This is a genomic window from Bradyrhizobium sp. CAR08 (assembly GCF_052871955.1).
This window is the reverse complement of record NZ_JBIXJX010000005.1, coordinates 110,116-132,939: the sequence shown is the minus strand read 5'-3', so window position 1 is coordinate 132,939 and position 22,824 is coordinate 110,116. Positions and strand designations below refer to the sequence as shown.

Sequence of the window (22,824 nt, the reverse complement as noted above, 5' to 3'; positions counted from 1 at the left end):
TCTCCTGCCTGGGCGACCGCATCATCGTGCGGCCGACATGGAGAGAGAGCGGAGTTTGCGGCTCGGCATTCCCAGCCAGTCATCACGATCCGGCGAAGCGGCCGTGAGTTCAGCTCGTAACCCGCATGGAGGGAGTTACGACAGCTGAGGGCGATGAATGGGGAGAGGAGACTCTGAATCCATCCTACTGCTTCGCGCTACGACTAATCTTTCCCGGCTTGAACAGATCGAGGTCGATGGCCTGTCCCATCGCCAGATATCCGGTGCGGTTGGGATGAAGCTTGTCGCCGGCGCCACCAGTCGTGCTTTCGGGAACGAACTCCGGCTTGAGGCCACCCGAGGCCGGATCGAGCGTCGCCCGATCAAAATCGATTACACCGTCGAATGTCCCCGAGCTACGGATGAATGCGTTGAGCGCCTTGCGCTTGTCATCCTGCTCGGGAAAACCATGTGCCGCGCTGGTGCTACCCAATGCCGAAACGACGGTGGCGCCGATGATCCGGGCTTGCGGCCATTTCGCACGTAGCCTCGCGACGCCATCCTTCATCGCGGCGATGACTTGGTCGGCGGTAAAATTGCCGTTCTTGCTGAAATCGTTGATACCTTCCAGCCAGATCAGGCTCGATATGCCGGACAGCGACAGCACGTCACGCTCGAGCCGCTGGCCCGAAGCGGGGCCGCCCGCGTACGGTTTGTCGGGACCATATTCGGCCGGGCCTGCGATTTGGTTGCCACCGATGCCGCCATTCACTACGGCAACCTTGTTGCCGTAGACCGCCTTCAGGCGACGCGACAGCACGTTGGGCCAGCGATCGTCGCCATTCATGGTTGAGGCGGTCCCGTCGGTAATCGAATCCCCAAACGCCATGATGGCGAAGGCATCGGCAGGCGCAGTCATCTCGATCGCATCGAGGAAGAACCATGACGCAGTCGCATAGGGGAAGGAAGCCTCGTCTTCCAGGGCGCCCTTCGCGCCGGCGCCGGGCGCACTGACATAGGAGGTGGTCAGCGCTTTGGCGTGCCAGGTCATCGGGCCGCTCTGGCCGGCGACATGAAAACTGACCGCAAGCCGGCGGCCGGCGAGGTCATCGGGCCGCTTTGCAAACGGCAGCGCGATCGCATCGCTCCAGACCGAATTCCCCGGCGACACCGTAACGGAAGCCGTGCCGGCGAACGTAACCGGAATGTTGGAGCCGCGGATCAACGCGGCACTGCCCGACTGCAGGCCGACGTAAACGCCGTCAAACGTGACGGGTTTGGTGCCGAAGGCGTTGCTGAGCCGGATGCGGGCCTGACGGCCCCAGATATCCGGCCGCACGATCAGGCGAAAGGTCTGGTCCCGCGCACCGGCCGCAGGCTCGGGAAACGCGAATTTCTGTTCGGGCTGGGCTGACGGATTGCCGACGGGGTATGGGCCCTGAACCGCGCCCGTCCAGGACACCACCCAATGTTCGCTATCCTTTGCGGTTGCGGTCTGAAGCGAGGCAACGAGCAGCGATGCTGCCACGAGACAATTCAACGCGCGCATTGTTTCCCCGAACCCCAGATAATTTGGGCGCGGCCTTAGAGCCGTCAGTTGGTCTTCAATAGGGCGGCAGAACGCTACCTGTCCAGACGCACTGTCGCACTCCTCGCCCGACGCAGGAGAGGACCTCGCAGGTTGCGTCACCGGCGCCGACAAGAAGCTCTTCGCAGAAGCGATCTGTTCACAGTTTCGAACGCATCAGACGGACCGAGCTGTCCGCCCGGCAGGTTTATGAATTCACGACCTAATACAGCGGCGGGATCTGGCCGACCTTGACCGGGCCGAGCAGCACGGCGCCGTCGACGAACTTCAGCGGGAAGCTGCGAGCCTTCTTGCCTTCCAGCGTGCTCTCGGTGCCGATCGAATTGATGCCTGCGGCAACGCCTGCATTGGCGTTCTGCTTGATGACCTTGCCGAGGCCGGGAACGGCACGGTCGAGCGCACCGAACAGATTGTTGAGGTCCTGCGACTTCACGCCGGGCGCGACGCGATCGAGGGTCGCCTGCGGCACCCCCTCCTGCAGCATCTTCTCGATGCCGAGCGCGGGGATCACGCGCTCCAGGCCCGTCACGGTCATCTGCAATTCGCCATCGAGGCGGCCGTTTGCCGAGAGCCCGAGCGTGCCGGCCGCAACCGCGATCATCTCGCCCTGCTGGATGCGGGACTGCACGATCTCGATATGGCCGCCGGCGGCCTGGATCTCGCGGAAGCGCTGCGGCCACGGCTTTGGCGTGAGATCGGACAGTCCGGTGATCTTCGCCCGCGTGTCGGCCTCGAACGGCTCGGCGAGCAGCGGATGAACGCCCTGGACGCTGCCCTGCGCGATCTGGAGCACGGTCTCGATCACGGGATGATCGGACGGAGATCCATCCGCAAGGCGTCCATGCAGCTCGACCTGTTTTGCGCGCGCGAGCGGCACCTGCATGCTGCCGTCGACACGATTGACGGTCGGCTCCTCGAACACGATGGAAGCGCGCTCCGGCACGGCGGGCAGGCCGACCACACTGCTGCGACCCTTGCTCCAGTTCACCACGAAGGTGCTCTGCGTGACGCCGTCAGTGAGCGTCGCGGGTGCGGTAAATTCGGCGATGACGCGCTTGGGATCGTAGACTTGGGCGACGACCAGGATGTTGTCGAGCTTCGCCGTGAACGGCGTCTTGCTGGCGTTCTGCGACACCAGGGCGACGCTGGCGCCCGAACACCGGACCTCGAAGCGGAAGGGGAAGCCCGCGATCGAGCGCTTGGCGCAATCATAGACGCGGCCGGATTTGGCCTCCTGCGCGCGCCAGGCATCGGCGGCGATTTCGGCCTGCGACGCCGCATAGAACCAGAAGCAGCTCCACGCCACCGCGAGGATCAGGAGGATGACAGGGGCGATGAAAAGGCCCCAGCGGGAGCGCCGGCGTGCGGCAACGGTCATATCGGACATGCGGCGACCCTTTGACCCCTGATTTTGTCAAATGTAAGCGAGGTTGGCGTGCTCCGAAAGGCGGAGAATTCGCTTCGCTTGGGAGCGCGGTTCTGGTAGCCGTGCCCGAAATGTCGGAAATCACCCTCCCCTCCGTCACCACAGCCAAAGGCGACCTCTGGGTGTTCGGCTACGGCTCGCTGATGTGGCGGCCGGGTTTCGAATTCGAGGAGCGCGTCCCCGCGCGGCTGGTCGGCGAGCACCGCGCGCTCTGTGTCTATTCCTTCGTCCACCGTGGCACGCCGGAGAAGCCGGGTCTGGTGCTCGGCCTCGACCGCGGCGGCGCCTGCCGCGGCATCGCCTTCCGCGTCGCCGAAAAGAACCGCGCCGTCGTCGTCGCCTATCTGCGCGCGCGCGAGCAGGTGACGTCGGTCTATCGCGAAGTCATGCGCTCGGTGTGGCTGGAGAACGATGCGCGGCAGCGCGTCTCCGCGCTCGCCTATGTCGTCGACCGCGGCCATGTGCAATATGCCGGTCGGCTGTCGCTCACCGACCAGCATCGCCACGTGCTCCAGGGCCACGGCCAGTCCGGCGCCAACCGCGACTACGTGACTGCGACGGTGAAGGCGATCGAGGCCGAAGGCTTTCGCGATGCGCAGCTGCATCAGCTTGCCATGATGCTGCATGGTGATGCGCATTCTCCGCACGCGCCGGCTCCGGCGGACGATCGGGAAAACCGCTAGCTCTCCAACGGCGCATAGCTCGGCGCCGAGCCGATCAGCTGCTCCTGCTCCTTGCGGCCCGCTTCGACGAGGCGACCGGTCGCGTCTTCGATCACCGTTTGCACACGGGAGAGATACTCGTCCTTGGGCAAGCCCGGCGGCAGCGGATCGAGGAATTCCACCACCAGCGTGCCGGGATAGCGCATGAAGGTGCGGCGCGGCCAGAACAGGCCGGAATTGAGCGCGATCGGCAGGCACGGCGCGCCGCAGGACGAATAGATCTGCGCGAAGCCGCTCTTGTAGTCCGGTGGCGCGCCCGGGGCGCGGCGCGTGCCTTCGGGAAAGATCACGAGCTGCCCGCCGCTGCGCACCGCCTCCCGCGCCCGCCGCGTCATGTCCAGCAGCGCCTTGACGCCGGCATTGCGGTCGATCGCGATCATCCCGGTCTTGACCAGGAACTGGCCGAACACCGGGATCTGCATGAGCTGACGCTTGAGGATGAAAATCGGACGGTCGAAGAAGCCCGGCAAGACGAACGTCTCCCAGAACGACTGGTGCTTCGCCACAACGACCAATGGTCCCCTCGGGATCTTTTCGAGGCCGCGGAATTCCACCTTGATGTTGCAGACAGCCCGCATCAGAAACAGCGTCGCCTTTGCCCACCATTGCGCGACCGTGAGCATGGCGCGCGGCGGCAATGCGAAGGTCGGCAGCGCCACGATCGCGAGGCACACCAGCACGGTGTAGAACAGCACGTTGAACACGAGCGATCGCAGGAAAATCAAGAACATCGAGGATCCGATCAATTGCCGATCAGTTGCCGATCAATTGGCCTGTGCGGTGGCGGGCCGCTTCGCCTGCAGCCCGGAAGGCTGCTCCGACATCTCGGGCGAAAGGTCAATCCCGAAATCCTCCAGCCGCACCCTGACCTCCGCCGCGATATACTTGACATATTCCGACAGCAGCAGCCGCAAAGTGGACGCCGAGGTCCACCACGGCTCGTCGCGCCATTTGTCGCCGACCACCACGAACGGGATCAGTGTCGCCTCCGGCATCGCATGCGAGAATTCCACCAGCGCGCGCGGCATATGATAGTTCGAGGTGACCACGATCAGCGATTTGAAGCCGCGTCCCGCGGCCCAGCGCCGCGCTTCCGCGGCATTGCCGCGGGTCGAGACCGCGGTGCGGTCGAGATCGACGCAGCAACGCATGAAAGACTGGTTCTCCGGCAGCGTCCGGGAGATGTCGCTCGCCGTCGAGGTCGGGTGTACGCCGGAGATCAGGAGCCTCCTGCCGTAGCCGGCAGCGAGCAGCTCCATCGCATCCGACACCCGCGAGGAGCCGCCGGTGAGCACCACGATGCCGTCCGCCTTGCGGTCCGGCGCGATCTCGGCGCCGCGCAATTGCGACAGAAACGCAATAAAGCCCGCCGCCGCGCCGACGAAGGCGAGCGCAATCGTCGACATCACGGCCGCGCGCAGCCACCCGCGCGGCAGTTTCGGCGATCGATCGGCGGTCGGCGCGCTCATGCGATGTCGGTGATCCCTTCCCAGAGGTGATTTTAGGACGTTTTGAGGCGAAGTGGAGTCCGGTTTGTCGGCCTCAAACTATGTGGCGAAGCGCTGGGGCCGCGAACCAGCTTTCCCCTCTCCCCTTGTGGGAGAGGGTGGCTCGCCGCGATAGCGGCGAGACGGGTGAGGGGTATGTCTCCGCGAACTCGCCTCGACGTTCGTGCACGTGGATAGAACCCCTCATCCGGCGCTTCGCGCCACCTTCTCCCACAAGGGGAGAAGGAAGAAAACCATCTCAATCGACATCATTCAGCGTCGCGAACAGCGTCTGGCGCGAGGCGACCGCGGTGATGGCGCCGATCAGCACGGCCTGCACCGCGAGCACGATGTAGCCGGATGGCCGCAGCGAGAAGGTGCCGAGCAGCGCGGCGAACTGGTCGCCGACGGGAGTGCCCGAAAACCAGCCTGCAATCGACTCGGAGAAGCCGAACACCAGCATGGCGGCGCCGCCGCCGATCACGCCGCCCTCCAGCCCCAGCCTGAGGAAATGACGCAGGAAGCGGTTGGCGATGTAGCGGTCGCCGGCGCCGACGAAATGCAGCACCTCGACGATCGGACGGTTCGCCGCCATGGCGCCGCGGGTTGCGAACGACACCGAGATGATGGTGGCGACGATGACGAGCGCGAGGATGCCGAGACCGGCGAGCACGGTGGCGTTGGTCATCGAGCGCATGCGCTCGATCCAGGCGCGGTGATCGTCGACGCTGGCGCTTGGCGCCACCTGGGTCACGCGGGCGCGCAAGGCGCCGAGATCGAGCGCCGTGCCGGGCTGCACGCGCGCGATGATCATGCGCGGGACCGGCAGATCGTCCATCGACAGCCCGGTGCCGAGCCAGGGCTCGAGTAGCTTGCCGCTCTCGTCCTTCGTGAACGGCTTGACCTCGACGATGCCGGCTTGCGCGCGCATGGCCTCGGTCACCGCCGCGGTGTCGCGTTCGAGATCGCGGCCCGTCTGCGGCCGGACCTGAATGGTGATCTCGCTCGCGACATCCGACTGCCATTCGGCGGCGGAGGCGCTCACCAGCAGCACCGTGCCGGTCGTCATCGAGGCCAGGAAGGTCATGATGGCGACAACGGCGACCAGCGCGCGGCCGTGGATCGAGGCGCGCGGCACGATCGGCGACATATTGCGCGCCCGGGCCGGAAGCGGCGGCCCCTCCTGCCCGAGATCGACCAGCACGCCGCGCTCGTCGGGCCTATTCATAGACGTGCAGCCGTCCCTGGTGCAGCACGAAGCGTCGCGCCTCGTACTGGTCCATCAGGGCGATATCGTGGGTGGCGATGATGACGGCGGTGCCTGACTTGTTGAGCTCGATGAACAGCCGCAGCAGGCGGCGGCCGAGCGTCGGATCGACGCTGCCGGTTGGCTCGTCGGCCAGCAGCAGCTGCGGCCGCGAGATCACGGCGCGCGCGATTGCCGCGCGCTGCTTTTCGCCGCCGGACAGGATCGGCGGCAGCGCGTCCATGCGCTCGCCGAGCCCAACCCATTTCAGGAGATCGATGACCTCCTTGCGGTAGCTCGATTCGCTGCGGCCCATCACGCGGAACGGCAGCGCCACGTTTTCATAGGTCGTCATGTGATCGAGCAGGCGGAAATCCTGGAGCACGATGCCGATGCGCTTGCGCAAGTCTGCGATCTCGTCCTTGCCGAGCTGCGAGATGTCGTGACCGAACAAATTGACGAGCCCCCGCGTCGGGCGATGCGAGAGGAACAACAGGCGCAGCAACGAGGTCTTGCCGGCGCCGGACGGGCCGGTGAGGAACTGGAAGGAATGCGCCGGGATCTGGAAGTTGAGGTCGCGCAGGACCTCGGGCCCCAGGCCGTAACGCAATCCGACATTTTCGAACCGAACCAAGCTCAGCTCCGTTCGAGAGAGGCCGCGGGCCGCACGGCTGTGCTCCGCCACACGCGATCCGCGGGTTTTGCGGCCGTTATGGTTTCCGGTTCGTTAACGGTCGTCCTGTAGCATAATTGGTAGCATCTTTCCGTCTCGGTTCTCCACGACCGTGTCACGGTCAAGACTTGTCCATGCATCAAGGCTCGTCCATGCATATCGTCTGCCCTCATTGTACGACATCCTACGCCATCAAGCCCGCGAGCCTTGGGGCGAACGGCCGGACCGTGCGCTGTTCCCGTTGCAAGGAAACGTGGGTCGCCCATGCCGAGGATGCCATCGAGGAGGCATCTGTGCCGGCCATGGCCGCGGCCAGCCGGGCCGACGACCAGGCCGATCTCGCCGAGCAATGGAACTCCTATGCCCAGGACGACGGAGCCGCTGACGCGCCTGTCGTTGACAGCCCCTCGATCGCCAGCGACTGGCCGGACCAGGAAGCCGCCGACACCGAGGACGAATGGTCCGCGGCCGCCCGATCCGTTGAGGAGGAAGTCGGCGGCGAACAGCACCAGTCCTGGTTCCGTGGCCTGTTCGGCCGTCGCCGCGGCGCGCGAGTGCGCCGTCCGGAGGCCACGGCGGCCCCGCGAAAATCCCATTTCGGCCTGCCGACCGCCTGCGCCGCCATGGGCGCGCTGGTCCTGGCGCTGGTGATCTGGCGCGGCGACATGGTGCGGCTGCTGCCGCAGACGGCAGCCTTCTACAGGATGGTTGGCCTCGAAGTTAACCTGCGCGCACTCGCCTTCAAGGACGTCAAGCTCTCCAGCGAGACAGTAGACGGTAAGCAGGTGCTGGTGATCGAGGGCGTGATCGTGGGACAGGGCAAGAAGCCGCTCGACATTCCCCGCTTGCGCTTCGCAGTGCGCGACGCGCAAGGCGCGGAAATCTACGCCTGGAACGCCGTTCTGGAACAGACCGTGCTACAGCCCGGCGAGCGCGCCTTCTTCCGCTCGCGCCTGGCCTCGCCGCCGCCGGAGGGCCGCAATATCGACGTTCGCTTCTTCAACCGGCGCGACATCGCCGGCGGCAGCGTATAATCGATTTCGCAGGTCTCGCAGGCAAAGTTGGTGGCGAGATTGATCCCAAGGTTGGTCTCATGTCCAAGATCCTGATCGCCGACGACGAGGATTCGATGCGCCAGCTGGTGGCGCGCGCCATCGCCATGGACGGCCACGAGATCGTCACCGCGCAAGACGGCGCCGAGGCGCTGGAGATCCTCACGCGCGCGGACGGCAGGTTCGACCTGCTGCTCACCGACATCCAGATGCCGGTGATGGACGGCATCGCGCTGGCGCTTTCCGTCGCACGCGATTTCCCCGATTTGACCATTCTGCTGATGACCGGCTTTGCCGACCAGCGCGAGCGCGCCTCGAACCTCAATGCGCTGGTGCATGACGTCGTGACCAAGCCGTTCTCGGTCGCCGACATCCGCACGGCGGTGGCGGACGCGCTGGCGGCGAAGAAGGGGTAGCGGCGTCGGGGCGCCACGTATTCCGCTGTCATGCCCCGGCTTGACCGGGGCATCCAGTAGCCGCAGCCTCTCGATTGAATCACAACCGTGTCGGAGTACTGGATCGCCCGGTCAAGCCGGGCAATGACAGAGAACTCAAAAATCCTTCAGCAGCCGCTCGATGTAATCGAGCTCGATCTGCGGGCGCGAGCTGTCCCCCAAGCGGCGGCGGAGCTCCTCGAGGATGCGGCGGACGCGCTGGGCGTCGATCTCGCCGGGGATCTTGACCGTGTAGTCGTCGCTCAGATCGCGGCCGTGAAGTGGGCGACCGAGCGGATCGGTCTGATTGCCGCCGCTCTGCTGACGACCGGGCCGGTTGCCGGGGCCATCGCCCTGCCCGTCGCCATCGCCCTGCTGCATCGCCTCGGCCATCTTCTGCGCGCCCTTGCGCAAGGCCTCGAGAGCTTTCCCCTGCGAGTCCACGGCACCATCCGAATTGCCTTCGCCGAGCTGCGAGCCGGCATCGCCCATGGCCCCGTCGGCGGCGTCCAGACTGCCGTCGTCATCGCCCTGGTCACCGTCCTGATCGCCATCCTGGCCCGGCTGTCCCTGCTCGCCCTGCTGACCCTTTTGCCCCTTCTGGCCCTGGCTCTTCTGGCCCTTTTGCCCCTTCTGCGTGAGGCCGCGCTTGGCGAGCTCGTCCTGCAGCTTCTTCAGGCGGTCGCGCAGCGACTGCTGATCCTGCTGGAGATCCGACATCGACTGGTCGCCCTGCTGCTTGCCGCGCGAGCGCTCACGCCGGGAATCCTGCCCCTGCTTGAAAGTCTTGTCGCGCAATTGCTGCTGCTTGCGGATCATGTCGCTGAGCTCGTTGAGCGCCTGCTCCATGTCGCTGTCGCCGGATTGCCCGGGCTGCGCCATCTGGAGGTTTTCCATGATCTGCGCGAGCTGCTCGAGCAGGCGCTGGGCCGCCTCGCGATTGCCTTCCTTCGCGGCCTTCTCGATCTGCTTCAACAGCTCGTCGAGATCGCGCTGCGTGATGACGGAACGATCGCGATTGGAGGATTGGCTCTTTTCCGTCGCGCGCTTGTAGTCCTCGAGCTTCTGAATCGCATCGGATTGATTGTTCAGGCTCCGTCCGGACTCCTTTTGCCTGAGGCTGTCGCCGGACTCCTGCATCGCCTTTTCCGCGCTATCGAGCAGCGCATCGGGATCCTGGTCCTGCTGGGCCGAGACGGCAGCGGGGAAGCCTCCCAGGAGGAGGGCAAGACAGGCGATCGAGATCGCCTTCACGACTGGCACGCGCGCTAGCTTCCGCATTTCCGGTCCCGCGTAAACTGATTGGCGCCGTCCTCGCCCCCCTTCGCCCGGCTGTTCGCCGACTTCCGATAGGCCTGCAGCTGCTGGCGCAAGACGTCCTGCTGCTGCGCCAGCTCTTCGAGCTGCTCGGGCTTGGCATGCTGGGTCTTCTGTCGCAGCTCGACCGCCTTGTCGAGGATGAGCTGAACCTCTGCCGGGAAAGGCTGCCGGGGTCCAAGCGGATTCTGCTCGGCGCGCCGGGCGAGATCGCGCACCTTGCCGGCCATCGCCTCGCGAAGCTTTTGCGTCAGCGCTTTGATCTCGTCCTCGCTGGCGCCGCGTTCCAGCGCCCGCTTGAGCGCGTCCTGAGCCGAGCGCAGCGCGGCGTTGACGCTGCCGGCGACACCGTCGTCCTCGATGGTGACCGCGAACGCCCACATGCTTCCCACTACATCGCGCAGCGCGTCGTCGGTGCGGGCGGCTTCCAGCTGCAGCGCCAGACTGCGCAGGCCGAGATAGCAGCCCGCATCCGGCGTGAACAATTCGGGTGCGATCATCAGCGCGTCGAGGGCGGCGTAGACATCCGAATTCTTGTTGGCGTCGAGCGCCAGGATGCGGCGCTGCTCGACCAGCGCGCGCGCGAGCAAGTTGGTGAACAGCCGCTCGGGCAGGCGCATGTTGAAGGGCTCGCTCTTGGCCTCGTTGCCGGCCTCGTCCTTGGCGGTGAGGGTCAGCGTGACATCGGCACCGGCATAGGGATCCTCGCTGAGGTCCTTCACCGTCTGACCGACGCCGTTGCGGGTGCGCGCATTCGGCAGCACGAGCGGGAATTGCGGCGGCTGGAATAGCGGCCGCGCGGCGGCCTTGGTGTCGGCCTCCTTGCTGCCATCCTTGACACCATCTTTGGTATCGGCGGCACGCAGGCCGATTTGCGCATCGGCGCCGGTGACGCCGTAATCGTCCTCGATCTTGTAGGTGAGCTGGAGTCCGCCACGGGCCTGGCGCTCGGGATCCTTGGCCAGCGCGATCGTCGGCGCGCGGTCCGGCGTTGCCGCAAACGCCCATTGCGGCTGGCCGGAGGGCGCGCGGACATGCGCGGTGCCGTCGCCGCTGATGGCAAAACGCTTCTCGTTGGTGCCCTTGGGCGCGGCTTCGGTGGGCGCTACTTCCTTGAGGCCGCCGGAGACGACAACATCAAGGCTGCCGCCGGAGGAGCGAACGATCAGGGTCGAGCCGGCGGGAACGGCAAGCGGACCGCTGGCCGGCAGCGCGGCGGCCTCCTTGTTCGCGGCCGACAGAATGACCGGCGGCTTGCCGGTGTAGAGCGGCGGCGTGACCCAGGCATCGACGCGAACATTCGTCGGGGCCAGCACGCCGTTCCAGTGGAAGGCGGCCCCGAGCCGCATCGCACGCTCGTCGCCGGCAGCGAAGAAGGTCGCAACCAGCATCACCATGACCAGCGCGCGCAGCGCCCAGGGATCATGCAGAGCGAGCCGGGGCTTCGGCAGACCGGCGCGGATGCGCTTGATCGAAGCCAGCGTGCGCTCACGCTGCGCCCGCCACAAGGCCTGCGCAACCGGGTCCTGCGAGCTCAGCGTGTCCGTCAGCGTGGTGGCCGGCCGGTGACGGATGCCGGAGCCGCGGTCGAGTCGGGCCAGCGCCTCCTCGCGGCTCGGCCAGCGGAAGCGACTCAACGGGAACAGGGTGACAATCGCGACGCCGGCGAAAACGACGAGACCGATGGCGCGGGCAATGGACGGCAGCGCCAGCCAGAGGCCGGCCCAGGACACCACCAGGAACAGACCGACGACGGTGAGAAGCCGCGCCAAATTTGGCCAGGCACGCTCCCACGCGATGGCATAAGTGGCCCGCTGCAGGGCTTGCGCCAGCTTCAGCCGCGACAGAGCGTCGCCATCGCGGATCGGGTCTGACGGGTCGGGGGTGACGCCGTTCAATCAACTCTCCAGGTTGCCCGGTAGAGAAGCGTACCACAACGGCAGCACTGAGGCATCCGTTCCTGTACGGGAGACACCCCTTTTCCCGCATAACACGAGGACGTGACTGGCCCGCCGCAACCCCGTAATTTCCGCGCCGACAGCCAAGGAAAACAAAGGAAACACCATGGACAAGAAGATGCACGACAAGGGCCTGGAAGTCCGCAAAGCAGTGTTGGGCGAGGCCTATGTCAACAACGCCCTGAAGACCGTCGACGACTTCAACCGTCCGTTCCAGGAGATGCTCAACGAATATTGCTGGGGCACGGTGTGGGGCCGCGAGGAGCTGCCGCGCAAGACCCGCAGCATGCTCAACATCGCGATGATCGCGATCCTCAATCGTCAGCACGAATTCCGCGCGCATCTGAAGGGTGCACTCACCAACGGCGTCAGCCGCGACGAGATCCGCGAGATCCTGATGCAGGTCGCAATCTATGGCGGCATGCCGGCCGCGGTTGACAGTTTTCGAATCGCGCGCGAGGTGTTCGCTGAGATCGACGGCAAGGCGTGAGGGGTGCCGGCGTGAAGGACGGGGACGCGACGTCCCCATGTCGTCCTGGCGAAAGCCGGACCCATAGCCACTGGCAGGTGTGGTTACGGGCACTCGGAGTTGCCACTTCGCGCCAAAACGTCTCCCTGGGGTAATGGGTCCTGGCTTTCGCCAGGAAGACACCGAGGATGGATACGGGCCGATCAACAACAACGAATAATCACCACAAGGAAACACCATGGACATCGGATTCATCGGCCTCGGAAATATGGGTTTCCCGATGGCACGGCGGCTGATCGAGGCCGGCCACCGGCTCGTCGTATTCGACACGCGCCAGGAGGTCGTCGACAAGCTGGTGGCGCGCGGCGCCACTGCGGCGACGTCGCCGAAGGACGTCGCCGACCAGGTCGAGACCGTCATGGCGAGCCTGCCTTCGCTGCAGGCTTCGCTCGCGGTTGCGACGGGGCCGAACGGCGTGATCGAGGGAAGCCGCGTCAAACGCTTCGTCGATCTCTCCACCGTCGGCTCAGCGATGGCGGTGAAGATTCACGGCCTGCTCGCCAAGCATGACATCGTGCAGATCGATTGCCCAGTTTCCGGCGGCGTCGGCGGCGCCGAGAAAGGCACTCTCGCGGTAATGGTCTCGGGGCCGAAGACCGAGTTCGAGCTGCTCAAGCCCGCGCTCGACGTCATCGGGAAAGTGTTCTTCATTGGCGAGAAGCCCGGCGCGGCGCAGACCATGAAGCTCGCCAACAACTTCTTGTCGGCCACCGCGATCGTGGCGACCTCGGAAGCGGTGGTGATGGGCGTCAAGGCGGGGCTCGATCCCGCCGTGATGATCGACGTCATCAATGCCGGCTCCGGCATGAACACCGCGAGCCGCGACAAGTTTCCGCGCTCGGTGCTGCCGCGCAGCTTCGACTTCGGCTTCGCCACGGGATTGATGGTGAAGGACGTGCGGCTGGCGCTGGAGGAGATGAAGCAGCTCGGCCTGTCGATGGAGGTCGCGGAGGCGGTCTGCCGGTTGTGGGAGACGGTCATCAGCACGGAAGGCGCCGAGTCCGATTTCACCGCGGCGATCAAGCCGATCGAGAAGAGGGCGGGCGTTGTGGTGGGCGGCAGGCCACCCGGCTAGCGCCAACACGACAGCGCAGCGCCGACGACCGGCGCTGCGCTGTCCTCCTTGGATCGATCTGCTACGAGCGGCGTCTGCCAAGTTCCGGAAGGTCGATCGGCTGCTCCAGTTGCAGGGAGGCCGAGCCCCCGCTGCATTTGATATACTTCTCGTCGCACCTGCGCATGCACCGTCTCTCGCTCGAGCATTTCGCAGAGGTATTGTTGCAGCTGACCCACGTAATGTCGCACCGTGTGACCCGGGCCGACGCGACGCCGGAGAGTCCGAGCACGAAGGCCACGCTGCAAGCTACGAAAAGCATGCGAAGCAGGCCGGCGCCGGCGAGTGAATCGTTCATTCGATCTCCTGTGTTGGCCGGGCACGTCTGCGCCTGCGGCCGGGTTTTTGACGAAGACGCAGTTCAAGCCTTGGCGAGATAGGGGATCGTGCCGGCCAAGTCCGTATCGTCGATCAACTGGAAGCGGCTCTCGCTGCCGCCCCTGCGCGCTGCCGCGAATCGGCCGTAGGCGGGATCAGTAACGAAGGACTCCGCCGCTTTCGCCGTGGGAAAAGACATGATCGCGATCAGCGATGTGTCGAGAGGGGCACCTTCAAGAGTTTTCACATTGCCGCTGCGGGAAAGATACTTGCCGCCATGCTTGTGCACCAGCTCGTGGACGGACGCGGCGTAGTCCGGCACCCACTTTCCGTCAGTCACTTTGATGTCCGCGATCAGATACGCTGTCATGTCGTGTCTCCTGGCTCGAGTTCAGCTCCGCGTTGAAGGGCGGGCATCACTTGGTGCCAGAACACGGCGCGGACTTGCCAGTACGGGAACTGTAGCGGGGCGATACAAATACTGAATTGCGCCGCCCTGGATCAGCTCGCCAGCTTGCGTTCCTTGGCGAACGGGCTAAGGCCGAGCCAACTTTGCATGGCCGCGGCAAGCTGCCGATCGCCGGTGAGCAGCATCCGCCGGCTTGCGGCGGCCGCCCGCACGGAATCGAGTCCCATCCAGATCGCCGTCATGGTGCGCAGATCAACCGACACGTAAAGGTCAACGTCGAAACCGGGATCAATCGAGCAGAGGTCGACACTGTCGTCGGGATCGACGATCAGCCACCACAATCGCTGCGTCGAAGGTAATTCCGGATACGCGAACTGCAGCACGCTGCGGCGGGTCGGCATCGGCGTCGTGTTCAAATTCCGCCGCATGTCCCACATCAACAGCTGGACATCGAGATGCTGAAGCGACAGATCCGACTCGATGCGGCGCTGGCCCCAGATGCCGAACGCCTCGACGATGGGGCCGAGTTCGCGTCCGGAAGCGGTCAGCTGATACTCGATCACGCCGCGCTCGGAAGCCGACGGCTGGCGGATGATGATGCCTGCAGCTTCGAGTTCCTTGAGGCCCTGGGAAAGCAGCGCAGGCGACATGCGGGGAACGCCGCGGCGCAACTCGTTGAACCGGGTCGAGGCGGCGACGAGTTCACGTAGCAGCACGACGGTCCAGCGCGTGCACAATATCTCGGCCGCCATCGCGACCGGACAGAACTGCCTGTAGCTGCCGATGGTCATGCGGGCCTCCGTGACAAGCGAAGGCGCAACCTTAGGGCCGCGGCGCGCGGCTTCCTAGTTCAGTTTCTGTATCAGCAGCGATTCATTCTCTGAACTGGCCGCGGACCGTGGTGAGCGTCTATTCGACCGGCATTGGCAAGCCGGCCGCCGCAATCGCGGCCCGCCGGACACAGGAGATTACCATGAAGAAATACGATTCAACGGCTTCCAGATTGCTCGTTTCGGTTCGCAGCGCCGCGATTTGCACCCTCGGCCTGGGCGTCGGCGTCATGCCGGCGCCCGCAGCCAATCTGACGAGGAGCATCGAGGTCAGCAGTGCTGCGGCCGAGGTGTGGTCCGTCATCGGGCCGTTCTGCGCGATCAAGGATTGGCTGCCGCCGGTGGGGCAGTGCATTGCGGACGGCAAGTCGCCGCCAACCCGGACGCTCGTCACCAGGGACGGCAAGGCCTCGTTCGTGGAGACGCAGACTGCGCGGAACGACAAAGACTACAGCTATTCCTACGCGTTCCTGTCGAGCCCACTGCCGGTGAGCCAGTACAAGTCGACCATCAAGGTCACGGCAAAGGGTGAAGGCGCATCGGTGGTGACATGGACCGGCATCTACACGCCCGACCCGGGGCGGGAGAAGGAAGCGGTCGATGCCCTCGGCGGCGTCTATGATTCCGGCCTCGCCGCAATCAGGGACCGGTTCAAGAAGTAGGGTCAATGCAGCGATGGGCGCAGCGCTAGCTGCGCTCATCGTGGACAATCACAGCCTCATAGCCACGGCGCCGGCGTATCCATCGCGATCAATTGCTCGACCTCGATGCGCGGACGCACGACCGCGTACTGGTCGCCCTTCACCAGCACTTCGGGCACCAGCGGCCGCGTATTGTAGGTGCCGGCCTGCACTGCGCCGTAGGCGCCGGCGGTCATGATGGCGATGAGGTCGCCGGGCTTTGGCGTCGGTAGCGTGCGATCGAGTGCGAGATAGTCGCCGGTCTCGCAGACCGGGCCGACGACGTCGGCCATGATGGTCGCGGCCCCCGTCGCAGGCTGCGTCACCGGCAGAATGTCGTGATGGGCCTCGTACAGCGTCGGGCGGATCAGATCGTTCATGGCGGCGTCGATGATGACGAAGTTCTTGCCGTCACCGTGCTTCACATAGATCACCTTGGCGACCAGGATGCCGGCATTGCCGACGATCATGCGGCCCGGTTCGAACATCAGCGTGCAGCCGAGATTGTGGCTGACGCGCTTGACCATCGCGGCATAGGCTTCGGGCGCCGGCGGCGCCTCGCGGTCCATGTAATAGGGAATGCCGAGACCGCCGCCGAAATCGACATGCGAGATGTTGTGGCCGTCGGCACGCAGCGTCTGCACGAATTCGGAGAGGATGCGGAACGCGATCTCCATCTTGGAGAGGTCGGTGATCTGGCTGCCGATATGCACGTCGGTGCCTGTGACCTCGATGCCCGGCAGCTTCGCGGCGCGGGCATAGACCTCGCGGGCATGCGCGATCGGGATGCCGAACTTGTTCTCGGACTTGCCGGTCGAAATCTTCGCATGCGTGCCGGCATCGACGTCAGGATTGACACGGATCGAGATCCGCGCGGTCTTCCCGGTCTCGGTCGCAAGGCGCGACAGCAGCTCGAGCTCGGGCTCGGATTCGACATTGAGGCAGAGGATGTCGGCCGCCAGCGCAGCGCGCAGCTCGGCTTCCGTCTTGCCGACGCCGGAGAACAGGATCTTGCTTGCTGGAATGCCGGCGGCCAGCGCGCGCTTCAATTCGCCGCCGGACACCACGTCCGCGCCGGCGCCGAGCCTGGCCAGCGTGCGCAGCACCGACTGGTTGGAATTTGCCTTCATGGCGTAGCAGACCAGCACCTTCTCGCCCGCGAAGGCGTCGGTGAAAACGCGATAGTGCCGCTCGAGCGTCGCGGTCGAATAGCAATAGAACGGCGTGCCGACGGTTGCAGCCAGCTCGGACAGGTTCACCGCCTCGGCGTGCAGCACGCCGTTGCGATAGTCAAAATGATTCATGGCGTTGGCTCAGTTGCCCCAGCCTATCGGCTGGGTCTTTCGTCCAGGAGCGGGTCGAGGATAAACGGTTTCTTCCTGCCCTTGGTCGCCGCCGGTGCGGCGTCCGCGCCATAGGTGGGGTTGAACACGCTCGGCGTCTTCTGGGCTTCGGTCTCGGTATCGGTCGGCGGCGCGACGTTGGCCGTTGACGCGCTGGAGGCGGTCGGCGGCAGATCCAGCGGGCCCTTGCGGCCACAGCCGGCAAGCGCGAGCGCCGTCAGGCTCAAGACAATGATGGCCCACCCCGAGCCGGCCGGGCGAAACTTTGACGTCACGACGAAATCCCCACTACGCGCGGCGCACCATACAGAGATTGGCGCGCTCTGGCGAGACCCGGATGACCATGAAACATAAGCGAAATTTTGCTCCTCAGCCCAATTTTCGCTCTTTTTCCAGCCGCTTCAGCCAGGCCTTGGCCTGCGATGCCACGTTCTTCGGCGCGGTACCGCCGAAACTGGTCCGGCTCTTCACCGACGATTCGACCGAGAGCACGCCAAGCACGTCTTTCGTGATCTTCGCTTCGATTGCCTGCATCTCCCTCAGCGGCAGCTCGTGCAGCGCCACGCCGCCCTCGGCGGCTTTCGCGACGATGCGGCCGGTGACGTGATGGGCCTCGCGGAACGGCATCTTCAGCGTCCGCACCAGCCAGTCGGCAAGATCGGTCGCGGTGGCGTAGCCCTCGCCTGCAGCAAGCTTCATCTTCGCTTCATCAGGCACGAGATCTCGGACCATGCCGGTCATGGCGCGGATCGCGAGCGACAGCGCGGCGAAGCCTTCCATGGCGCCCTGCTTGTCCTCTTGCATGTCCTTTTGATAGGCGAGCGGCAGGCCCTTCATGACGATCAGCAGCCCATTGAGCGCGCCGATGACGCGGCCGGTCTTGGCGCGCACCAGCTCGGCGGCGTCAGGATTGCGCTTCTGCGGCATGATCGAGGATCCCGTGGTGAACTTGTCGCTGAGGCGGATCATGCCGACCAGCGGCGAGGTCCAGATCACGATCTCCTCGGCAAAGCGCGACATGTGCACGGCGCAGATCGAGGCCGCCGACAGCGTCTCCAGCACGAAGTCGCGATCGGAGACCGCATCGAGCGAGTTCGCCATCGGACGGTCAAAACCGAGCGCCTTCGCCGTGGCGTGACGGTCGATCGGGAACGAGGTACCGGCGAGCGCTGCAGCTCCGAGCGGGGACTCATTCAGCCGCTTGCGCGCGTCCTGGAAACGGCCGCGATCGCGCGCGGCCATCTCGACATAGGCGAGCAGATGGTGGCCGAAGGTCACCGGCTGCGCGGTCTGCAGATGCGTGAAGCCCGGCATGACCGTTCCGGCGTGCTCCAGCGCGCGCTCGACCAGCGCCTGCTGGAACGCGGCGAGCGAGGCGTCGGTCTCATCGAGGACATCGCGGACATAGAGACGGAAATCGGTCGCGACCTGGTCGTTACGCGAGCGCGCGGTGTGCAAGCGGCCGGCGGCAGGGCCGATCAGCTCGGACAGGCGGCTCTCGACATTCATGTGAATGTCCTCGAGCGCGCGCTTGAATTCGAAGGCGCCCTTGCCGATCTCTGACAAAATCGTGTCTAGACCCTTGCCGATATTTTTCGCATCAGAGTCCGTGATGATGCCCTGCGCGGCCAGCATCGCGGCGTGGGCCTTGGACGCGGCAATGTCCTGGGCAAAGAGGTGACGATCGACGTCGATGGAGACGTTGATCTCTTCCATGATCTCGTCGGGACGTTCCGAGAACCGGCCGCCCCACATCTTGTTGCTCATGATCCCCTGCTCACGCCTTGCCTGTGGCCGCCGCACGTTTGCTGACGGCTGCCAGCCGTATTAAGAGGCCTCTGATAGCCATATCTGCGACCGGATGACAAACGATATGCTCGACCCCAACGACAGGCTCGACCAAAGGACAGCACGGTCGGCCACGCGCCGTATCCCCGTGGTCATCGCCACCGTGGTGGTCGGGGGCCTGGCTGGCTTTGCCGCGCTGTACGGGCTGGGCCTGGGCCGGGCCCCCTCCGGCGATCCCACCTGCCGGGCCGCGGTGAACACCGCACAGAAGATCGCGCCGCTTGCCCATGGCGAGGTGGCGGCGCTGACCATGGCGACCGCACCGCTAAAGCTGCCGGACCTGGCCTTCGAGGACGCCGACGGCAGGCCGAAGAAGCTGTCGGATTTCCGCGGCAAGACGCTGCTGGTGAACCTCTGGGCCACCTGGTGCGTGCCCTGCCGCAAGGAAATGCCGGCGTTGGACGAGCTCCAGGGCAAACTTTCGGGCCCGAATTTCGAGGTGGTGGCGATCAATATCGACACCCGCGACCCCGAGAAGCCCAAGACGTTTCTGAAAGAGGCCAATCTCATCAGGCTCGGCTATTTCAGCGATCAGAAAGCCAAGGTTTTTCAGGATCTTAAGGCGATAGGCCGGGCCTTGGGCATGCCCACCTCGGTGCTGGTCGATCCTCAAGGCTGCGAGATCGCGACGATCGCGGGGCCGGCGGAATGGGCGAGCGAGGATGCGCTCAAGCTGATCCGGGCTGCGACGGGCAAAGCCGCAGCGTCGTTCTAAGCGATGATGTTTTAGGCGGTGACGTTGAGGTTGCTGCCGACGCCAGCGCCGACATTGGCAAGCGAGGGCTGTCCGGCGCCGAGCAGCGTCAGGACGGTGGATTTCTCCGCATCCGCGTTCTGCTTCATCAGCGTCGCCGAGATATTCGACTGCAGCGCGCCTTGCTGAGAGGCCAGCATGCTGCTGACCATCGCCATCATGTCCATTACGCAAACCCTCGTACCGGCGGTAACCTAGAGGCGGGCGGTTAACGGGACATGAATTGTCGCGAGTCGCCGTAAGGTAGGCTTTCTCCGTCTCCCGGCTCTGCTGCGTATCGCTAACGCGCTGCGCAATGTCCCGGCACGAAACCCCTTATCTCGTCGGAATCGGCTTGGCGCCGCGGTAGTCGTAAAAACCGCGCTGGGTCTTGCGACCGAGCCAGCCCGCCTCGACGTATTTCACCAGCAGCGGGCACGGGCGGTACTTGGAGTCGGCGAGGCCCTCATGCAGCACCTGCATGATCGACAGGCAGGTATCGAGGCCGATGAAATCAGCGAGCTCCAGCGGGCCCATCGGATGGTGCGCGCCGAGCTTCATCGCCGCGTCGATCGCCTCGACGTTGCCCACGCCTTCGTACAGCGTGTAAATCGCCTCGTTGATCATCGGCAGCAGGATGCGGTTGACGATGAAGGCCGGGAAATCCTCGGAGACCGCGACCTGTTTGCCGAGCTTGCCTACGAATTCCTTTGACGCCTCGAAGGTCTGGTCGTCGGTGGCGATGCCGCGGATCAACTCCACCAGTTCCATCAACGGCACCGGATTCATAAAGTGAATGCCGATGAAGCGTTCGGGCCGGTCAGTGGCGGCGGCCAGCCGCGTGATCGAGATCGAGGAAGTATCGGAAGCGACGATCGCCTCGGGCTTCAACACAGCGCAGAGATCGTGAAAAATCTTGCGCTTGACCTCTTCCTTCTCGACGGCGGTCTCGATCACGAGATCGCAGTCCGCGAGATCGTCCAGCTTCTCGCCGGCTACGATACGCGCCATCGCCTTGGCTTTGTCGTCCTCGCTGACGGCCTTCTTGGAGACCTGGCGCGTCAAATTGCCGTTGATCGTGGCCATGCCTGACTTGAGGCGGTCGGTCGAAATATCGTTGAGCACCACGTCGAAGCCGGCCAACGCAGCGACATGCGCGATGCCATTGCCCATCTGCCCCGCGCCGATCACGCCGACCTTCTTGATTACTGCCGCCATAATGTCATCCACCGGAACGGCGCGCTATCAACCGCGCCTGCCTATCCCCCTGAGCCGGGAGGTCTGATTTAATCAGAACCCGGCCTCGAAACCTAGATTGGATCGCTTCGAAGGCGTGTCCCGCGCCAAAGAAAACGCCTCAAAAAGCAACACCGGCCGGAGTTTATAGCTCCGGCCGGTGTTTAGCGCGTTTTACTTGCCGAGCTTGCCGAGTTCGGCCGTCAGCTCCGGAACCGCTTGGTAGAGGTCGGCGACCAGGCCGTAATCAGCGACCTGGAAGATCGGCGCGTCCTCGTCCTTGTTGATCGCGACGATCACTTTGGAGTCCTTCATGCCGGCCAGATGCTGGATCGCGCCGGAAATGCCGACCGCGACATAGAGCTCGGGGGCCACGACCTTGCCGGTCTGGCCGACCTGCCAGTCGTTCGGCGCATAGCCCGCATCCACCGCCGCACGCGAAGCGCCGACACCGGCGCCAAGTTTATCGGCGAGCGGCTCGATGTACTTTGCGAAGTTCTCGCGGCTCTGCATGGCGCGGCCACCGGAGACGATGATCTTGGCCGAGGTCAGCTCGGGACGGTCACTCTTCGCGACCTCCTCGCCGACAAAGGACGACAGGCCCGGATCGGCCGCCGCCGCGACGCTCTCGACCGACGCGCTGCCGCCTTCACCCGCTGCGGCGAAGGTGGAGGTGCGCACCGTGATGACCTTCTTGGCGTCCTTCGACTTCACCGTCTGGACGGCGTTGCCGGCGTAGATCGGGCGCTCATAGGTGTCGGGGGCGATCACCTTGGTGATCTCCGAGACCTGCATGACGTCGAGCAGGGCCGCGACGCGCGGCATCACGTTCTTGAAGCGCGAGGTCGCGGGCGCGACGATGGCGTCATAGGACGGCGCCAGCGAGACGATCAGCGCGGCCAGTGGCTCGGCCAGATCGTGCGCGTAAAGCGCGCCGTCGGCGAGCAGCACCTTCTTCACACCGGCGAGCTTTGCGGCGGCGTCCGCCGCGGCCTTGGCGTTCTCGCCGGCCACCAGAACCTCGACGTCCGCGCCGAGCGCGGCCGCCGCGGTCAGGGCCTTGTTGGTCGCATCCTTGAGCGACGCATTGTCGTGTTCGGCAATCAGAAGCGTCGTCATCAGAGCACCCCGGCTTCGTTCTTGAGTTTCGACACCAGCTCGGCGACGTCCTTGACCTTGACGCCCGCCTTGCGGCCCGCCGGCTCGGTCGTCTTGAGAACCTCGAGGCGCGCGGTGAGATCGACGCCATAATCGGCGGCAGTCTTGTCCGCAATCGGCTTCTTTTTGGCCTTCATGATGTTCGGCAGCGAGGCGTAGCGCGGCTCGTTGAGACGGAGATCGGTGGTGACGATCGCCGGTCCCTTCAGCTTCACGGTCTGCAAGCCGCCGTCGACTTCGCGGGTGACCTTGAAGTCGCTGCCTTCGACCTCGAGCTTCGAGGCGAAGGTCGCCTGCGACCAGCCGAGCAGCGCGGCCAGCATCTGGCCGGTCTGATTGCTGTCGTCGTCGATCGCCTGCTTGCCGAGAATGATGAGGCCCGGCTGCTCTTCGTCCGCAATCTTCTTCAGGATCTTGGCGACCGCGAGCGGCTCGACCGCACCCTCGGCCTTCACCAGGATGCCGCGATCGGCGCCCATGGCGAGACCGGTGCGGATCGTTTCCGACGCCTGCGCCGGTCCGATCGAGACCACCACGACTTCGGTCGCCTTGCCGGCTTCCTTCAGGCGCAGCGCTTCTTCGACCGCAATTTCGTCGAACGGGTTCATCGACATTTTGACGTTGGCGAGTTCAACACCCGATCCATCGCTCTTGACGCGGACCTTGACGTTGTAATCGACCACCCGCTTTACCGGCACCAAGACCTTCATCGATCCTCTTTCACTCAATCTGGGAGGGGGTTAT

Annotated in this window: 24 protein-coding genes; 7 read left to right on the top strand and 17 right to left on the bottom strand. The window is 64.9% G+C overall.

Annotated elements, in window-relative coordinates; all coding sequences use genetic code 11:
- Positions 1-184: 184 nt before the first annotated feature.
- Positions 185-1,528: a GDSL-type esterase/lipase family protein gene (locus ACIPUD_RS13015; protein ID WP_377828994.1), complete on the bottom strand. Its 1,344-nt coding sequence runs from the start codon at positions 1,526-1,528 to the stop codon at positions 185-187.
- Between the two features lie 241 nt (positions 1,529-1,769).
- The gene (locus ACIPUD_RS13010; protein WP_018453259.1) at positions 1,770-2,954 is read right to left on the bottom strand and encodes a DUF2125 domain-containing protein; all 1,185 of its coding nucleotides are present in this window, start codon (positions 2,952-2,954) and stop codon (positions 1,770-1,772) included.
- Between the two features lie 110 nt (positions 2,955-3,064).
- Between ACIPUD_RS13010 and ACIPUD_RS13005 the strand changes: the two genes are divergently transcribed.
- Positions 3,065-3,676: a gamma-glutamylcyclotransferase gene (locus tag ACIPUD_RS13005; RefSeq protein WP_446480789.1), complete on the top strand. Its 612-nt coding sequence runs from the start codon at positions 3,065-3,067 to the stop codon at positions 3,674-3,676.
- On the opposite strand, the gene ACIPUD_RS13000 is transcribed toward ACIPUD_RS13005, so the two are convergent.
- The 4 genes from ACIPUD_RS13000 to ftsE form a co-directional block, all read right to left on the bottom strand.
- A complete protein-coding gene (locus ACIPUD_RS13000) occupies positions 3,673-4,446 on the bottom strand; it encodes a lysophospholipid acyltransferase family protein (RefSeq protein ID WP_085361285.1) in 774 nt (257 codons plus the stop codon). The genes ACIPUD_RS13005 and ACIPUD_RS13000 overlap by 4 nt on opposite strands.
- Positions 4,447-4,479: 33 nt before the next feature.
- Entirely contained in the window at positions 4,480-5,184 is a 705-nt protein-coding gene (locus ACIPUD_RS12995; RefSeq protein ID WP_018453256.1) for a YdcF family protein, read from the bottom strand.
- A 277-nt stretch (positions 5,185-5,461) separates the two neighbouring features.
- A complete protein-coding gene (locus tag ACIPUD_RS12990; protein ID WP_007597308.1) occupies positions 5,462-6,430 on the bottom strand; it encodes a cell division protein FtsX in 969 nt (322 codons plus the stop codon).
- The gene (gene ftsE, locus ACIPUD_RS12985; RefSeq protein WP_008135325.1) at positions 6,423-7,082 is read right to left on the bottom strand and encodes a cell division ATP-binding protein FtsE; all 660 of its coding nucleotides are present in this window, start codon (positions 7,080-7,082) and stop codon (positions 6,423-6,425) included. Before ftsE ends, ACIPUD_RS12990 begins: the two co-directional genes overlap by 8 nt.
- Before the next feature lie 191 nt (positions 7,083-7,273).
- On the opposite strand from ftsE, the gene ACIPUD_RS12980 reads away from it, so the two are divergent.
- The gene (locus ACIPUD_RS12980; RefSeq protein WP_166517694.1) at positions 7,274-8,155 is read left to right on the top strand and encodes an MJ0042-type zinc finger domain-containing protein; all 882 of its coding nucleotides are present in this window, start codon (positions 7,274-7,276) and stop codon (positions 8,153-8,155) included.
- A gap of 59 nt (positions 8,156-8,214) precedes the next feature.
- Complete coding sequence (locus tag ACIPUD_RS12975; protein ID WP_018453253.1) at positions 8,215-8,589, top strand: response regulator; 375 nt, start codon at positions 8,215-8,217, stop codon at positions 8,587-8,589.
- A 135-nt stretch (positions 8,590-8,724) separates the two neighbouring features.
- Here the strand turns inward: ACIPUD_RS12975 and ACIPUD_RS12970 are convergent, their stop codons facing one another.
- Positions 8,725-9,888 (bottom strand): DUF4175 family protein, encoded by a 1,164-nt coding sequence (locus ACIPUD_RS12970; RefSeq protein WP_085350740.1) that lies wholly within the window; start codon positions 9,886-9,888, stop codon positions 8,725-8,727.
- Positions 9,876-11,822: a TIGR02302 family protein gene (locus ACIPUD_RS12965; RefSeq protein ID WP_446480788.1), complete on the bottom strand. Its 1,947-nt coding sequence runs from the start codon at positions 11,820-11,822 to the stop codon at positions 9,876-9,878. The genes ACIPUD_RS12970 and ACIPUD_RS12965 overlap by 13 nt, the downstream gene beginning before the upstream one ends.
- A gap of 166 nt (positions 11,823-11,988) precedes the next feature.
- Between ACIPUD_RS12965 and ACIPUD_RS12960 the strand changes: the two genes are divergently transcribed.
- Both ACIPUD_RS12960 and ACIPUD_RS12955 read left to right on the top strand, forming a co-directional pair.
- Complete coding sequence (locus tag ACIPUD_RS12960) at positions 11,989-12,372, top strand: carboxymuconolactone decarboxylase family protein (RefSeq protein ID WP_007597318.1); 384 nt, start codon at positions 11,989-11,991, stop codon at positions 12,370-12,372.
- A gap of 217 nt (positions 12,373-12,589) precedes the next feature.
- The gene (locus ACIPUD_RS12955; protein ID WP_018453250.1) at positions 12,590-13,486 is read left to right on the top strand and encodes an NAD(P)-dependent oxidoreductase; all 897 of its coding nucleotides are present in this window, start codon (positions 12,590-12,592) and stop codon (positions 13,484-13,486) included.
- Between the two features lie 400 nt (positions 13,487-13,886).
- On the opposite strand, the gene ACIPUD_RS12950 is transcribed toward ACIPUD_RS12955, so the two are convergent.
- Both ACIPUD_RS12950 and ACIPUD_RS12945 read right to left on the bottom strand, forming a co-directional pair.
- Positions 13,887-14,213, bottom strand: a complete 327-nt coding sequence (locus ACIPUD_RS12950) for a DUF1330 domain-containing protein (RefSeq protein ID WP_018453248.1) — start codon at positions 14,211-14,213, stop codon at positions 13,887-13,889.
- Between the two features lie 131 nt (positions 14,214-14,344).
- The gene (locus tag ACIPUD_RS12945; RefSeq protein WP_446480787.1) at positions 14,345-15,043 is read right to left on the bottom strand and encodes a winged helix-turn-helix transcriptional regulator; all 699 of its coding nucleotides are present in this window, start codon (positions 15,041-15,043) and stop codon (positions 14,345-14,347) included.
- Between the two features lie 182 nt (positions 15,044-15,225).
- Between ACIPUD_RS12945 and ACIPUD_RS12940 the strand changes: the two genes are divergently transcribed.
- Positions 15,226-15,744 carry an SRPBCC family protein gene (locus tag ACIPUD_RS12940; RefSeq protein WP_446480786.1) on the top strand — a complete coding sequence of 173 codons (519 nt, stop codon included), beginning with the start codon at positions 15,226-15,228 and terminating at the stop codon, positions 15,742-15,744.
- 56 nt (positions 15,745-15,800) lie between these two features.
- On the opposite strand, the gene lysA is transcribed toward ACIPUD_RS12940, so the two are convergent.
- The 3 genes from lysA to argH all read right to left on the bottom strand — a co-directional run bounded on the left by lysA (position 15,801) and on the right by argH (position 18,872).
- A complete protein-coding gene (lysA, locus tag ACIPUD_RS12935; protein WP_446480785.1) occupies positions 15,801-17,066 on the bottom strand; it encodes a diaminopimelate decarboxylase in 1,266 nt (421 codons plus the stop codon).
- 23 nt (positions 17,067-17,089) lie between these two features.
- Positions 17,090-17,380 (bottom strand): LPS translocon maturation chaperone LptM, encoded by a 291-nt coding sequence (lptM, locus tag ACIPUD_RS12930; protein ID WP_007615309.1) that lies wholly within the window; start codon positions 17,378-17,380, stop codon positions 17,090-17,092.
- A 94-nt stretch (positions 17,381-17,474) separates the two neighbouring features.
- Positions 17,475-18,872 (bottom strand): argininosuccinate lyase, encoded by a 1,398-nt coding sequence (argH, locus tag ACIPUD_RS12925; RefSeq protein WP_018453243.1) that lies wholly within the window; start codon positions 18,870-18,872, stop codon positions 17,475-17,477.
- A gap of 106 nt (positions 18,873-18,978) precedes the next feature.
- Between argH and tlpA the strand changes: the two genes are divergently transcribed.
- Positions 18,979-19,668, top strand: coding sequence for a thiol:disulfide interchange protein TlpA (gene tlpA / locus ACIPUD_RS12920; RefSeq protein WP_446480784.1), 690 nt, complete (start codon positions 18,979-18,981; stop codon positions 19,666-19,668).
- An 11-nt stretch (positions 19,669-19,679) separates the two neighbouring features.
- Here the strand turns inward: tlpA and ACIPUD_RS12915 are convergent, their stop codons facing one another.
- The 4 genes from ACIPUD_RS12915 to ACIPUD_RS12900 form a co-directional block, all read right to left on the bottom strand.
- Entirely contained in the window at positions 19,680-19,874 is a 195-nt protein-coding gene (locus tag ACIPUD_RS12915) for a hypothetical protein (RefSeq protein WP_007615312.1), read from the bottom strand.
- A 148-nt stretch (positions 19,875-20,022) separates the two neighbouring features.
- On the bottom strand, positions 20,023-20,904 hold the full coding sequence (locus tag ACIPUD_RS12910) for a 3-hydroxybutyryl-CoA dehydrogenase (protein WP_018453241.1): 882 nt from the start codon (positions 20,902-20,904) through the stop codon (positions 20,023-20,025).
- Positions 20,905-21,096: 192 nt separating this feature from the next.
- Positions 21,097-22,041 (bottom strand): electron transfer flavoprotein subunit alpha/FixB family protein, encoded by a 945-nt coding sequence (locus ACIPUD_RS12905; protein ID WP_018453240.1) that lies wholly within the window; start codon positions 22,039-22,041, stop codon positions 21,097-21,099.
- Positions 22,041-22,790 (bottom strand): electron transfer flavoprotein subunit beta/FixA family protein, encoded by a 750-nt coding sequence (locus ACIPUD_RS12900; RefSeq protein ID WP_018453239.1) that lies wholly within the window; start codon positions 22,788-22,790, stop codon positions 22,041-22,043. The genes ACIPUD_RS12905 and ACIPUD_RS12900 overlap by 1 nt, the downstream gene beginning before the upstream one ends.
- Between the last annotated feature and the right edge of the window lie 34 nt (positions 22,791-22,824).